Source organism: Rhizobium sp. BK098, assembly GCF_014193155.1.
Lineage (GTDB): Bacteria > Pseudomonadota > Alphaproteobacteria > Rhizobiales > Rhizobiaceae > Rhizobium.
The window spans coordinates 27,818-41,647 of record NZ_JACHYY010000016.1 but is presented as its reverse complement, the minus strand read 5'-3'; the positions used below and the strand labels follow the sequence as shown (position 1 = coordinate 41,647).

Sequence of the window (13,830 nt, the reverse complement as noted above, 5' to 3'; positions counted from 1 at the left end):
TCGGCTGGGCAATGACCGTTTTCCTGTCGTAACCTCGGCACCCTTCTCAGACTGAAATAATTTGCGTGCGGCGCGGTTGTAATGACGCCATATTGGCAGATGCCGCAACCTTGAGTAAATGATGGGGAACGGGGCCGTCGCCGTTGATCAATTCATGATCGATCTCCGGGTCGGAAACGCGCAGGAAATCGAAAAGCGGTTGTTCCGGCATTCTGGCCGCAACTACTTTTTGGATATTTCGGTTCGCGCCAATATGGTTGAAGAGTGGGAACAATAAAAAATGGACAGCTTGCAAAAGAGCCTGCTTTTTCTCCTCTCACCATGCCTTTTGATTTGCATGGAGACTGCTCGCGCTGCCGATAGCGTGACGATTCCAGGATACGCTCCCAAAACGGGCGTCGAATACGTCTATCGCTCTCGCAAGACCACCTCCACCGACATGTCCTTATGGTTCAATAAGCCGGCCGCGATCATACGTGGAGATTTCCGTCAGCGTATGACGGTCGTCTCGCGAAATGCAAATAGTATGCAGGTTCGCTGGTCCCTCAGCGCGGATCTGCCGCAAGGTGCCGAAGGCGCCGCCGATTCCTACGCAATGAACGCCCTCTACGGAAATTCATTGTCGGTCTATGGTATCCGTCAACTGGAATATGAAGCGGGGTTGAACGGCTTTCCAAATAGACTAGTCGGATTCGACGCGATCCTCCGTAACATACAGAATGCGGCCGCAGTTGGACCAGACGGCCTTGTCGTCGCACCGCAAAGCAGCCTCACAAATATTATTGACGGTATAAAAAGCAATCCGCTGCTGGTTATTCATAATCTCGCACCGGAAGCGGAGCTGCTCGCCACCATACAGCAGGAGGACGCCGCGACATACGATGTCGGCCAAACGGGAACGGTGGCGACGATGGAATATTCGCGGGGCATGCCTGTTCCTGCCACCATAGAATGGAAGCTCGAAGCCGCGGATTTGGCCAATCAAACAGCCACTTTCAGCCTCAAAAAAGCCTATGACAAAGTGGCGTTCCAACAATCGCAGGCATCAGCCGTCGAGGGAGTGATCGCAAGCTTTGGTGAAAAGGCCAAGCAGCTTACTGGCGAGCAATTGGCTGCCGCCAGAATTGTCAGCAAAAACGTGACGATGGCATTCATCGTGTCCCTGCGCGACGGCTCGACACTTGAAGCGCTGGAAACAGTTGCTGCGGAAAGCGGCGGCATAAAGACTACCGCAATGAGCCATGTCTGGCGCGAGGACCTGCCGGCAAGTCTGCCCGAGCTGTCGAACTGGAACAGCCAGGCCATGTTGCCATCCGCTGTTGCTCTGCAGCCAGAGCCCGATACCAATTCCGCGACAGCCAAGTCGCAGCTTTTCGACAGATCGGCGATCGAGGAAGGACAGGCCGCCTATGATAGCGGCAACTACGCCGCCGCGCTGAGCTACTGGAAGCCGCTCGCCGATCAAGGGGCGGCGGTCGCGCAATATAAGCTCGCCGGGCTTTATCAGTTCGGTTTAGGTGTCGATCGAGATTCCGCCCTCGCTGTCACCTATATCCGAAAGGCAGCGGAGCAAGGTTGGGCGGAAGCGCAAAGCAGCCTTAGTGATCTCTATGCCGTCGGCCAAGGCGTTCCGCAAGATTATGCGCAAGCTGTGATTTGGGGCCGTAAAGCGGCTGAGCAGGGGCTCGCTGTTGCTCAGTATAATCTGGGATACAGCTACGAAAGCGGCCAAGGCGTTCCCCAAGACTATGCGCAAGCGTTGATTTGGTATCGCCGTGCCGCCGATCAGGACTTTGCCATGGCCCAGTACGCCCTCGGTCTCTTATACGACCAAGGTCTGGGCGTTCCCCAGGATTACGGTCGAGCGATCGCCTGGTATAAAAAAGCCGCCGACAAGGGCCTGGATGTGGCCCAAGGCAATCTCGGCAACATGTATGCAATGGGCCATGGAGTTGCGCGGGATCGGGACGAGGCAATCAAATGGTTCCGTAAGGCGTCCGACCAGGGACTCGCAACTGCTCAAGAATCCCTGAAAAGGCTAGAAAAGCAGGAATAGTCGCGTCTTTTCTTCTTTCGGTGGTCCTGAGTTATTCTTGCTAGCGCGCATGCACCTGGCTGGCCATAGCGCGCCCTTTGACCTCACAGAGCAAGAGCGAACAACAACGCAGCGCTTCCGGCCAAAAATCGTTGAACGGCTGAAGCTGCGAAAGCCACCCTCATCAATACCATTTCGGCTGGGCAGCGACTGGTTTCCTGTTGTAGCCTCGAAATCCAGCCGGCGAGACCGATGAGAATTACGTCTTCTCTCGAGAATGCATGCCGGCAAAGTTTACAAACGGCGTCGTATAAATAATATGACTTTTTTTCTCTTGTTTTGACCCGGTTACACGGCTATATCGCGCACGCGCCTTCGTTCGATCTCGTCGACAACAGTCATCAGGATATTTTCGTGACCATATTGAAATCAGTTTTGGCCGTTTCAGCTCTTTGTGCGACCCTTGGCTTTGCCGCGTCAACAGCCTTTGCCGCTTCGACCAGCTATCCGTTGACCATCGATAATTGCGGCGTCAAGGTCACGTTTCAAAAGGCTCCGGAGCGCGCGATCGGGCTCGGCCAGAATAGCGCCGAAATTCTTCTCCTGCTCGGCCTCGAAAACAAAATGGTCGGCACCGCTTTCTGGCCCAACAAGGTTCTGCCGCAGCTTGCGGAAGCCAATTCCAAGGTCAAGCTGCTGACGGTCGAGTTCCCGACCTTTGAATCGATCCTCTCGGAAAATCCTGATTTCGTTACAGCCGCCCTGCCGACCCTTATGGGACCAAGCAGCAAAGTGGCAAAGCGCGAGGACTTCGAAAAGCTCAATATTCCGACCTATGTTTCCCCCAGTATGTGCCCAGCCCAGGGAGCCTCTCAGGACAAATACGGCTATGCCGCCCGTAGCCAGATCTGGAACATGAGCACGCTCTACCAGGAAATCGACGAGCTCTCGCAGATTTTCGACGTCCGCGACAAGGGCCAGGCTCTGATCACGGATCTGAAAAAGCGGGAAGAGGCACTGCGCGTCAATGCGCCGAAGGATGGCAAGAAGCTCTCCTATGTCTTCTGGTTCTCCAGCCCATCCCCATCTGCAGATGCCTATGTCGGCGGAAAAAACAGCCCGTCGGGCTATATCGCCGACGTTCTCGGCGGAACCAACGCCATCAAAACCGATGCGGAATCGCCGCAGCTCGGTTGGGAAAGCATCATCGCTAGCAATCCCGACGTCATCGTGGTCACGCAGGTCGACCGCAATCGCTGGGAACTCGACAAAGTCCAGGCAAAGATCAAGTTCCTGACGACCGATCCGGCGACCAGCCAGATGACGGCGGTGAAGAACAAGGCCATGGTGATCATGCCCGCACAGGCGATGAATCCGAGCGTGCAGACAATCTTCGGCGCCGAACAGGTGGCTGAGCAGTTGAAGGTACTCGGCCTCAGGTGAGCATCGTGGCGGAAACCAGTAAGTCCGGTCGCCTTTTGCCGCGGGTCGCCGCCCCTGCCGGACTTTTTCTGGCGTGCCTTGCAGCGATCGCGCTGGTGGTCGGCATCAGTGTGGGGATCGGCGATATGCCCATCCCGCTTTCCACCACCTATTTCGCCATCACGAACAAGTTTGGCTGGACCTCGGTCGAGCTCAACCGCATCCATGAAACCGTCATCTGGGAATATCGGCTGAGCCGCGCTTTGGTTGCCGTATTCTGCGGCGCGGGTCTCGCGCTTTGCGGCGCGATCATGCAGTCCATGCTGCGCAATCCCTTGGCCGAGCCTTACGTGCTCGGCATCTCCGCTGGCGCCTCCACCGGCGCGGTTGCTGTCGTTATTCTCGGGATCGGAGCTGGCGCCGTTTCGCTCTCCGCCGGTGCCTTCGCCGGTGCTTTTGCGGCCTTTATCCTCGTCGCCGTGCTTTCGAACGGAGCACGCGGTGGCCCGGACAGAACGATTTTGGCGGGAGTTGCCACGTCGCAGCTATTCAATGCAGCGACATCCTACGTCGTCACCACCTCCGGCAATGCCCAGCAGGCGCGCGACGTTATGTTCTGGCTGCTTGGAAGCTTCAGTGGTGTGCGCTGGCCGGAATTTGCACTGGTGTCGATTGTCGTCGGATTGGGTCTGATCGTCTGCCTGTTCTATTCGCGTCTGCTTGACGCTTTCGCTTTTGGCGACGAGGCGGCCGCCTCGCTCGGCGTAAATGTCGGCCGCACCCGTATCATTCTGTTTGCGCTGACCGCGGTCATCACGGCAACCATCGTCAGCATGGTCGGCACGATCGGCTTCGTCGGTCTGGTCGTCCCGCATGCGGCGCGCTTCGTCGTCGGACCGCTTCACATCCGGTTGCTGCCTGCCTGTGCAATTACCGGCGCCATCTTCATGGTTCTCGCCGATATTGCCTCCCGCATCCTTATTCCGCAGCAGGTTCTGCCGATCGGCGTGGTCACGGCGCTGGTCGGCGTTCCCTTCTTCTCCGTCATTCTCTACCGGCTCCAGCGGGCATCATGAGCATAAAGGCCGACAATATCACCTGGAAAATCGGCGCGAAGACCGTTCTCAACGGCGTCTCTTTCGAGGCGCCTGCAGGCAAGATGCTTGGTCTCCTCGGGCCGAATGGCTCCGGCAAGACCTCGCTTCTGCGTCTGCTTGCGGGGCTGAAACGGCCGAACTCCGGCCGCATCACCCTGCAAGAGAAGGATCTGCAGCAGATGTCCCGCCGCTCCATCGCAAGGCGTGTCGCCTTCGTCGAGCAGCACAGCGCAACCAATGCCAATCTCAGGGTCATCGATGTCGTAAAGCTCGGCCGGTTTCCGCATCGCTCGATGTTCTCAGGCTGGACATCGGCAGATGACGAGGCCGTGGAAGACGCTCTCGAGCGCGCCGGCATGAAGGAGAAACGCGAGGACCGATGGCAGAGCCTGTCGGGCGGCGAAAAGCAGCGCACTCACATTGCGCGGGCTTTGGCACAGTCGCCGAAGGAACTGATCCTCGATGAGCCGACCAACCATCTCGACATCCAGCATCAAATCGGTCTGATGCGCTTGGTTGCCGGCCTGCCCGTAACCAGCATCATCGCTCTCCACGATCTCAACCATGCCGCGATGTTCTGTGATCAGCTGATCATCATGCAGCAAGGCGGGGTCGTGGCCTCCGGAGCCCCGGAAGACGTGCTGACGGAAGATTTGCTGAGAAATGTCTTTGCCGTTGAGGCAAGGATCGAGACCTCTCCTCACCACGCCCGGCCGCACATTCACTATCTGCGCTGAGGGGAAATTCGGAATCTGTCCCCTGATCATCCTTGCCTCGAACTGCAACCGAGCGCATCTTTCGCAATGACACTCGGCATCTCCGAGAGTTTTGATTGGCATCGGCAAAGGGTCGCATCGGCATCGATTTTGCGCGTGCGGCGGATGGGGGAAATGCGTGACGGATAGGCTCAAGGGCAAGATTGCCATCATTTCGGGCGGCGCCACCGGCATGGGCGGCGCAGCGTCGCGCCTGTTTGCGGCGGAAGGCGCCAAGGTGGCGATCATCGACAGAAACGGCGACGCAGCGGCTGCGACCGTGCGCGAAATCCGAGACGCCGGCGGCGTTGCCGACCACTGGGTTGCCGATGTTTCGAATGAGGCGGCCGTCAATGCGGCGGTCAAAAGCATCGAAGACCGCTTTGGTGCGGTAACGGTGCTCTTCAATCATGCCGGCACCATCGTCATCAAGCCGTTCCTCGAAACGACGCTTGAGGAATGGGAATGGCTTCATGGCGTCAACGTCCGCTCGATGTTCCTGATGACCAAGGCCGTACTGCCGGGCATGATCGCAGCCGGCGGCGGTTCCATCGTCTGCACCTCGTCGATCTCGGCTGTTGCCGCAACCCCGATGGAAGTTCTCTATGACACGACGAAGGGAGCGGTGCACATGTTTGCCCGCGCCATCGCAGTCGAGTTCCGCGATCGCAATATCCGCTGCAATGCCGTATGCCCCGGCTTCATCCGCACGCCGCATGGGCTGCGCGAAGTGGCGGAGTTGCAGGCCCTTGGCGTCGATGTCTCGGATGCGGCAATCGCGGCCTAGCAAGGGCGGATCGGCGAACCCGAGGATGTAGCGCGGGCCGCCCTCTATCTTGCCTCCGACGAGTCCAACTTCGTCAACGGCATCCATCTCTTCGTCGACAACGGCTTTACCGCCATCTGATCACCGACGCAGTGGTAAAGCCACCAAACATTCTGTCGAGACGGCGTCAGCGCCCCACCTGATCCGGTGACTTGACGGCTACGCCGAAGGGCAGGAAGTGTTTGAGATTGGCGGTGATCACGGTCAGCTTGTGAGTGCTTGCCGTTCCCGCGATGATCGCATCCGCCGTGCGAGGAGTATGTCCCGCGATGACTGCTTTCGCCTCGAGCCTCCCGGATTCAAGAGCGATGTCCTTGTCGACGGGCAGGATGTGATCACCATAGCCGGCAATCAATCCTTGCAGCCAGGTATGAATTCCCGCAGCCTTTGCTTTGGCGCCTTTTGCTTCCAACAACCGCACCCCCTTTTCGATCTCGTGGATCGTCAGGACTGAAAGGTAGACTGCATCCTGCCGATCCTGTTCATCCACCCATTCGGCAAAAGTATTCGATGCGCTGGCTTTGGACGGAGCGAACATGGAGATGGCGTTGGTGTCGAGAAGAAAGCTCACAAATCGACCTCGCGAGATGGAGCGGGATTTCTGGAGAAAACATCCTCGGTGGGATCGAAATCAGCCGGAAAGGTCTTCAGGTATTGAACCAGGCTCGGTCGGCCCTTCCGGATCGCTTTTTTTGCCTCTTCGGCTGCCTTCACGCTGACAACGACGGCTGCGGCACGCCCATGACGGGTAATTGTTACAAACTCACCGGCCGCAGCCTGATCGATGATATGGGAAAACGACGCCTTGGCATCCTTTAAGCTGATCATTGTCATGGCAGGCTCCTAAAAGGGTCACTTATGACCTCTTTTAGAAACGCGTTCGTGCAAAATCAAGGCGCGTTCAGGTCATCCACTTGCGGTGCTCAACGAAACGCTCTGCCAAAAGGTCGATGAACAAACGCACTTTCGTCGGCAGATGACTGCGGTTGGGATAGATCGCGCTGATGGTGAATTCCACGGCGCGGTAGTCGGGCATGACACGCACGAGACGGCCGGCGGCGACCTCTTCGAAGACGATGAAGCTCGGGGCCAGAAAAATGCCCTGTCCGCTTGCCAAAAGAAAGCGCAGCGTCTCGGCATTGTTCGAGACGACATTGCCTGAGATCTTGACCCTCACTTGCTTCCCGTCAGCATCGTCGAAACGCCATTCGTCGCCGTAGGGATAATAGGTATATTGCAGGCAATTATGCTCCGCGAGGTCGGCCGGCACTTTCGGCATGGGATGCGTTTCACGATATTCGGGCGAGCAGACGAGCATATGGCGCCAGGGCGCGAGCTTGCGCGCGACGAGCGTCGAGTCCGGCGCCGGCAAGGTTCGGATCATCAGATCGTAGCCCTCCTCAATCATGTCGATCGACCGTTCGCCGACGTTGAAATCGAGCGAGATCGCCGGATATAGCGTCATGAACTCATTGACGACGGGGAGCAGGAACCGGACGATGGCGCCGCTGGTATAGAGCTTCAGCGTGCCGCGCGGCATGGTGCTAAGCGCGCCCGCCGTCCGGTCGGCCTCCTCGAGATCGGCAATGATCTGCGAGGATCGCTCATAATAATATTTGCCGGTTTCCGTCAGGCTGACCCGGCGCGTCGTGCGGTTCAGAAGCCGCACACCGAGGTGATCTTCCAATGACTGCACATGGTTGCCTACCATGGTGACCGACATGTTGAGGCGGCGGGCGGCGGCGGAAAAACCACCACATTCCACCACCCGGCCAAAGACTGCGAGGCTGGTCAACCGATCCATATTGTCCTCGGATTATCCACTGTGACTTGATGATCCTTCCCGATTTGAGGAGATTATCAGAAGGATCGTTCGGACGCATCTTCATGGCATCAAAAATGACCCCGAACAAAAGGGGTAGCGTACTGAAGGAAACGGACGATGGTCGAACTACCGCGCAACGAGGCGTTCAAGAACGCAAGCCAGGCCGATGCTGCTCCGGTCAACGAGGTTGCGAAATCTCCCGCCGCCGACGTTCCGCAAGGAAGAGTTGCCGAAGCGCCTGTCGCTGACGCCAGCCCCAAGGCAGATAGGAAGCTCATCAAGCGTGGCTTGTTGATCGCCGCGCTGCTGGCCGGCGTCGCGGTCGCAGCGGATTTCGGCTATCGCTACTGGACGGTCGGACGCTTCGTCGAATCCACCGACGATGCCTATGTGAAGGCCGATTACACCACGATTGCCCCAAAGGTCGCCGGCTACATCAAGGAGGTGCTTGTCAACGACAATGACCATGTCAAGGCCGGCCAGCTGCTTGCCCGCATCGATGACCGCGACTTCCAGGCCGCGCTTTCCCAAGCAAAAGCCGATTTAAAGGCTGGAGATGCAGCGATCGCTAATATCGATGCGCAGATCCGGCTGCAGCAATCGCTGATCGGGCAAGCCAAGGCAACGGTCGACGCATCGCAAGCCTCTCTGGATTATGCTGTATCGGATGCCGCCCGTTCGGCTCGTTTGATTACCAACGGCGTTGGCACACAGTCGCGCGCTGAAGAGACGGAATCGGCCAGAAGGCAGGCAGCGGCGGCTGTCGAGCGCGACCAGGCCGCGCTCGTCGCGGCTCAAACCAAAGTTCCCGTGCTGCAGACCCAGCGAGACCAGGCAGCAGCCCAGCGCGATCGCGCCGCTGCGGCCGTCCAGCAAGCCGAGCTCAATCTTTCCTATACCAACATCGTCGCAGCCGTCGACGGCACGATCGGTGCCCGCTCGATCCGCGTGGGACAATATGTGACGGCAGGCACGCAGCTGATGGCGGTGGTGCCGCTGCATTCGGTCTATGTCGTTGCGAATTTCAAGGAAACGCAGCTGACCTATGTGCGCCCCGGCCAGTCCGTCGAAATCAAGGTCGACAGCTTCCCTGACGTCACCATCAAGGGCCATGTCGACAGCCTCTCGCCGGCAAGCGGGCTCGAATTCTCGCTGCTGCCGCCTGACAACGCCACCGGCAACTTCACCAAGATCGTCCAGCGCATACCGGTTAAGATCGTCATCGACGACGATAATCTCGCCGGATTGCTGCGCTCGGGCATGTCGGTGGAGCCGGAAATCGATACCAAGGCTGCCCAGACATCGACAGCCGGCGCACAGGGATCATCCAGCCAGGCTGGATGATCCCTCCCGATTTTCGTCGATTATCACCTCAGCATCGTCATGAGATTGTTCCGGCATGAGCCGGAAGGAGACACGCCGTGGCCACTCTTCAGATCGCCGCAAACAACAATTCAGCCGCATCGCCGAGCGCTTCAAACGCTACCGTCGTCCGACCGGCCATGAGCCCGCTGCGCATGTGGACCGCCGTGGTTGGTTCGACACTTGGCGCCTTCATGGCCGTTCTCAACATCCAGATCGTCAATGCCTCGCTAGCCGACATCCAGGGCGCGATCGGCGCCGGAACGGACGATGGCGGCTGGATTTCGACCTCCTACCTGATCGCAGAAATCGTCGTCATTCCGCTTAGCGCATGGCTTGCTCGCGTCTTTTCAGTGCGCAACTATCTGCTGACCAACGCTGTCCTTTTCCTGCTCTTTTCAGTCGCCTGCGCCTTTGCCGCAAACCTGCAACAGATGATCGTGCTGCGCGCCATCCAGGGCTTTTCCGGCGGCGTGCTGATCCCGATGGCCTTCACGATCATCATCACGCTGCTGCCGAAACCCAAGCAGCCGATGGGTCTTGCCCTCTTTGCCCTTTCCGCCACCTTCGCGCCGGCCATCGGCCCGACCATCGGCGGCTATCTCACCGAAAACTGGGGCTGGGAATATATCTTCTACGTCAATCTCGTACCGGGCGTCCTGATGGTCGGCATGCTCTGGATCTCGCTCGACCGCGCGCCGATGAATCTTTCGCTGCTCGCCAAGGGCGATTGGCCCGGCATCATCACCATGGCAGTCGGTCTTGCAGCACTGCAGACCGTGCTCGAAGAAGGCAACAAGGACGACTGGTTCGGCTCGCCTTTCATCGTCCGTCTCTCCGTCATTGCCGCGGTTTCGTTGACGCTCTTCCTCTTCATCGAGCTTCGCGCTTCTCATCCGCTCCTCAATTTGCGTCTGCTGGTGCGCCGCAATTTCGGCTTCGGTATCGTCGCCAACTTCCTGATGGGCGTCGCCCTCTATGGCTCGGTCTTCATCCTGCCGATCTATCTGACGCGCATCCAGGGCTACAATTCCGAGCAGATCGGTATGGTGCTTGCCTGGACCGGCATTCCGCAGCTGATCTTGATCCCGCTGGTCCCACGGCTGATGAAGCGCATCGACGCTCGCCTGCTGATCATCGTCGGCTTCGCGCTCTTCGCCGCCTCGAACTTCATGAACATCTACATGACGAGCAACTATGCCAGCGATCAGCTCTTCTGGCCAAATATCGTGCGTGCGGTCGGCCAGGCACTCGCCTTCACGCCGCTGACGGCGATCGCGACCGCCGGCATCGAACAGGAAAATGCTGGATCCGCTTCGGCGCTGTTCAACATGATGCGCAATCTCGGCGGTGCGGTCGGCATTGCCGCGCTGCAGACCTTCCTTACCAAACGCGAGCAGTTCCACTCCAACATCCTCACCAATTCAGTCTCGGTGTTCGAAGAGGCGACCCGCGCGCGCATTGCCAACCTCACCAACTACTTCATGAACCATGGGGTGAGCGATCAGGCGCTTGCCGCGCACAAGGCCATTGTCGCAGTAGCCGCCAGCCTTCGCAAGCAAGCCAATATCATGGCTTTCAGCGATACCTTCTATCTGCTCGGCGTCGCGCTGGTCGTTGCCCTGATTGCCAGCCTGCTTCTGAAAAAAGCCGGTCAACTTTCCGGCGGCGGCGCGCACTGAGCGCCGCACCTCGAAGAGGAGGAAATAACCATGACCTTGCTGCATGACATTCCAAAATCCGCAACAGCCGACCCCAAGACGCTTAACGGCGGCATCGGTAACAGAGCAACACTGAGCCTCATCGAATGGCTGACCGGCGACGAATGCCATGCTCTCGATGAGGCCAGCCTCGTTGCCGGGCTTGGCCGCCGCCTGCAGGCGCTTGGCCTTCCCGTCGATCGATTGACACTGCACCTGACGACGCTGCATCCCGAATTCATCGGCCGCACCTTCGCCTGGGCGCCCGGCGAACCGGTCGAGATCCATGATCGCGAACATGGCTCACGCCTCGCGCTTGCCAATACGCCGCTCATGAAGGCACAGGAGATGCGCGAGCCGCTCGTCGTCGGTCCGGGCGAAAGTCCGCATGGGCGCTGGCAGCATATCGACATATTTTCCGGCCGGGGACTGGTGCAACTGATCGTGGCGCCGCTTTGCAACGCTGACGGGCCGATCAGCAGCGCCGTCTTCGCCACGCGGCGGCCAGGCGGCTTCACATCCGGCGAGCATGACCTTATCGAGCGCATCCTGCCGGCATTGCGCAACACCTGCGAACTCCGCGTCCTCAGACAATGCGAACTCAGCCTTCTCGATACCTATATCGGCCCGATGACGGCGAGCCGTATCCTTGCCGGACACATTCGTCGCGGCGAAATCGAATCGATGGAGGCAGCCCTTTTGCTGTGCGATCTGCGCGGCTTCACCGAGCTTTCCAATCGCCAGCCAGGCAGCACCGTCCTCGAACTGCTGAATGCCTATTTCGACAAAGTGATACCGGCGATTGCCCATGAAGGCGGTGAAGTACTGAAATTCATGGGCGATGCGGTTCTGGCATTCTTTCCAGGCGCCGACACGTCCGGAGCCTGCGATGCGGCGCTCACCGCAGCCAGGACAGTCCTCTCCGAGCTAAGCGGTTTCGAATACAGCGGCATACCAGTCAAGGTCGGCATCGCGCTGCACTATGGCGAGGTGAGCTACGGCAATGTCGGCTCCGGCAATCGCCTGGATTTCACGTTGATCGGTCCTGATGTCAATATCGTTAGCCGCATACAGAACGTCTGCAGCGAAAGGGGCGAAGCGCTCCTGATGTCCGACGCGTTTCGAGATGAGGCCGGAATCAACGATGCAATCTCCATCGGCCGGCAGAGGCTGAAGGGCTTTGCCGAGGCGATGGAATTGTTCACGATCGCTGATTGAAGCGGCGGACAGGAGATGCAGCGCAGGGCATTATAAGGAGGCCGGCTCCCCTCCCGCCGAATTTTCCCGCCTGGCATGTGTTGCATGAAATCAACAACCCTTTTTTCCGTTTCCGGATACTTCCGGAGCTGATTTACAAACAATCAGAATGTATATAGCTGTGTTGCCGGGAGCTAATTAGCTTGCGATCTGGTGGGGTGTTATTTCAGCCGCCAGCTAACGAGGTTCCAAAGGGGTGGGGATAATACCCGCAGTCTCTCGCAGATGCCTGGTGGTTGCTTCGCGTTGCAAGCAGTGTCGCCGGGATGGTCCGTTGTGCCCGCTCCTTGGAATATGTACGATCCGTTGCAATCAGGAGTTTAATAATGAACATCAAGAGCCTCCTTCTCGGCTCCGCTGCTGCACTGGCAGCAGTTTCTGGCGCCCATGCGGCTGACGCAATCGTCGCTGCTGAGCCCGAGCCGTTGGAATACGTTCGCATCTGCGATGCATACGGCGCTGGCTACTTCTTCATTCCAGGCACTGAAACCTGCCTCAAGGTCGGCGGCATGGTCCGTACCGAAGGCAAGTGGTACGACGCCTACAATGCCAACAGCCATAACGGCACTCTCTGGCATACCCGCGCTCAGCTGAGCCTCGATACCGCGACCGACACCGAATACGGCCCGCTGAAGACCAACACGGTCATCCGTTGGGACTGGCAGGAAGGCAACTCCACTTCCTCTAAGCTGCTGTTCGCCAACATCAGCCTCGGCGGCTTTCTGGTCGGTAAGGCTGACTCGCAGTTCAACTCCTACATCGGTTATGCCGGCGACGTCATCAACGACGACGTGATCTATGACGGTCCGTACGAACTCAACCAGTTGACCTACAACTACGACGCCGGCAACGGCTTCACGGCTGTGGTCTCGGTCGAAGACTCGAACTCCAGCGGCTCGGGCGCTGGCTACGGCGCAAGCTGGGCATCGGACGACAAGGCCAACCACTACGCTCCTGACGTCGTTGCCGGTGCTGGCTTCAAGTCCGGCGCATGGGGCTTCAAGGTCATTGGCGGTTACGACTCGATCAAGTCGGAAGGCGCTATCAAGGCTCGTGTCGATGCTGACTTCGGCGTCTTCTCGGCCTTCTTGATGGGCGGCTGGAACACCGATGGCGACAACCTGAACAAGTATGCCGGCACCAACCTGGCTCGTTCTTCTTGCCCGGCTAACGATGCATCGAAGTGCGGCTGGGGTGACTGGGCTGTTTGGGGCGGCGTCGGCGTTCCGATCAACGAAAAGCTGAAGTGGAACCTGCAGCTCGCCTACACCGACTCGAAGATTTTTGCCGCAACCACCAACGTCAAGTGGAACCCGGTCAAGAACCTGCTCATCGAGCCGGAAGTCTCCTACACCAACTTCGATTCTGTGAACCAGGATCAGTGGGCTGGTATCCTGCGCTTCCAGCGTAGCTTCTAATAGCGACCTACCTGGTCTCCTGGGACCAGGTACGGGAAGCCTGATGTACCGATCCATCAGGCTTCTCATAGCAATCGGTTGACCTCCGATCAAAGCAAAGGATCCGGTTTCCCTCCGGTTCCTTCTTATTGCC

At 58.4% G+C, this 13,830-nt stretch carries 12 protein-coding genes and 1 pseudogene; 9 read left to right on the top strand and 4 right to left on the bottom strand.

Annotated features, from left to right (window positions below; translation table 11 throughout):
• Positions 1-46: 46 nt before the first annotated feature.
• A complete protein-coding gene (locus tag FHT73_RS26995; protein ID WP_162708032.1) occupies positions 47-295 on the bottom strand; it encodes a hypothetical protein in 249 nt (82 codons plus the stop codon).
• Between FHT73_RS26995 and FHT73_RS26990 the strand changes: the two genes are divergently transcribed.
• From FHT73_RS26990 to FHT73_RS26970, 5 genes and pseudogenes are all read left to right on the top strand, one after another.
• Positions 281-2,056: a tetratricopeptide repeat protein gene (locus tag FHT73_RS26990; RefSeq protein ID WP_246712249.1), complete on the top strand. Its 1,776-nt coding sequence runs from the start codon at positions 281-283 to the stop codon at positions 2,054-2,056. The two genes, FHT73_RS26995 and FHT73_RS26990, sit on opposite strands and share 15 nt — an antisense overlap.
• A gap of 393 nt (positions 2,057-2,449) precedes the next feature.
• Positions 2,450-3,478: an ABC transporter substrate-binding protein gene (locus FHT73_RS26985; RefSeq protein ID WP_112606197.1), complete on the top strand. Its 1,029-nt coding sequence runs from the start codon at positions 2,450-2,452 to the stop codon at positions 3,476-3,478.
• Between the two features lie 5 nt (positions 3,479-3,483).
• The gene (locus FHT73_RS26980; protein WP_348648169.1) at positions 3,484-4,533 is read left to right on the top strand and encodes an iron ABC transporter permease; all 1,050 of its coding nucleotides are present in this window, start codon (positions 3,484-3,486) and stop codon (positions 4,531-4,533) included.
• Entirely contained in the window at positions 4,530-5,291 is a 762-nt protein-coding gene (locus FHT73_RS26975) for an ABC transporter ATP-binding protein (RefSeq protein WP_112606121.1), read from the top strand. The genes FHT73_RS26980 and FHT73_RS26975 overlap by 4 nt, the downstream gene beginning before the upstream one ends.
• 157 nt (positions 5,292-5,448) lie before the next feature.
• Positions 5,449-6,216, top strand: a pseudogene (locus FHT73_RS26970) (SDR family oxidoreductase).
• Positions 6,217-6,262: 46 nt separating this feature from the next.
• Here the strand turns inward: FHT73_RS26970 and FHT73_RS26965 are convergent.
• The 3 genes from FHT73_RS26965 to FHT73_RS26955 all read right to left on the bottom strand — a co-directional run bounded on the left by FHT73_RS26965 (position 6,263) and on the right by FHT73_RS26955 (position 7,939).
• A complete protein-coding gene (locus FHT73_RS26965) occupies positions 6,263-6,706 on the bottom strand; it encodes a type II toxin-antitoxin system VapC family toxin (RefSeq protein WP_112606115.1) in 444 nt (147 codons plus the stop codon).
• Complete coding sequence (locus FHT73_RS26960; protein ID WP_162708031.1) at positions 6,703-6,969, bottom strand: type II toxin-antitoxin system prevent-host-death family antitoxin; 267 nt, start codon at positions 6,967-6,969, stop codon at positions 6,703-6,705. The genes FHT73_RS26965 and FHT73_RS26960 overlap by 4 nt, the downstream gene beginning before the upstream one ends.
• A gap of 67 nt (positions 6,970-7,036) precedes the next feature.
• Entirely contained in the window at positions 7,037-7,939 is a 903-nt protein-coding gene (locus FHT73_RS26955) for a LysR family transcriptional regulator (protein WP_112606112.1), read from the bottom strand.
• A gap of 138 nt (positions 7,940-8,077) precedes the next feature.
• Here FHT73_RS26955 and FHT73_RS26950 point away from each other — a divergent pair, with 138 nt between their 5' ends.
• From FHT73_RS26950 to FHT73_RS26935, 4 genes are all read left to right on the top strand, one after another.
• Positions 8,078-9,304: an HlyD family secretion protein gene (locus FHT73_RS26950; RefSeq protein WP_183716078.1), complete on the top strand. Its 1,227-nt coding sequence runs from the start codon at positions 8,078-8,080 to the stop codon at positions 9,302-9,304.
• A gap of 77 nt (positions 9,305-9,381) precedes the next feature.
• On the top strand, positions 9,382-11,004 hold the full coding sequence (locus FHT73_RS26945) for an MDR family MFS transporter (RefSeq protein WP_183716076.1): 1,623 nt from the start codon (positions 9,382-9,384) through the stop codon (positions 11,002-11,004).
• A 30-nt stretch (positions 11,005-11,034) separates the two neighbouring features.
• A complete protein-coding gene (locus FHT73_RS26940; RefSeq protein WP_112606103.1) occupies positions 11,035-12,240 on the top strand; it encodes an adenylate/guanylate cyclase domain-containing protein in 1,206 nt (401 codons plus the stop codon).
• A 365-nt stretch (positions 12,241-12,605) separates the two neighbouring features.
• Positions 12,606-13,697, top strand: coding sequence for a porin (locus FHT73_RS26935; protein ID WP_015343906.1), 1,092 nt, complete (start codon positions 12,606-12,608; stop codon positions 13,695-13,697).
• Positions 13,698-13,830: the final 133 nt, after the last annotated feature.

What these genes read in the sequence shown, in the direction of transcription:
- FHT73_RS26990 (WP_246712249.1), top strand. Translation starts at nt 281, where the DNA reads ATGGACAGCTTGCAAAAGAGCCTGCTTTTTCTCCTCTCACCATGCCTT.
- FHT73_RS26975 (WP_112606121.1), top strand. Translation starts at nt 4,530, where the DNA reads ATGAGCATAAAGGCCGACAATATCACCTGGAAAATCGGCGCGAAGACC.
- FHT73_RS26960 (WP_162708031.1), bottom strand. Translation starts at nt 6,969, where the DNA reads ATGACAATGATCAGCTTAAAGGATGCCAAGGCGTCGTTTTCCCATATC.
- FHT73_RS26955 (WP_112606112.1), bottom strand. Translation starts at nt 7,939, where the DNA reads ATGGATCGGTTGACCAGCCTCGCAGTCTTTGGCCGGGTGGTGGAATGT.
- FHT73_RS26950 (WP_183716078.1), top strand. Translation starts at nt 8,078, where the DNA reads ATGGTCGAACTACCGCGCAACGAGGCGTTCAAGAACGCAAGCCAGGCC.
- FHT73_RS26940 (WP_112606103.1), top strand. Translation starts at nt 11,035, where the DNA reads ATGACCTTGCTGCATGACATTCCAAAATCCGCAACAGCCGACCCCAAG.
- FHT73_RS26935 (WP_015343906.1), top strand. Translation starts at nt 12,606, where the DNA reads ATGAACATCAAGAGCCTCCTTCTCGGCTCCGCTGCTGCACTGGCAGCA.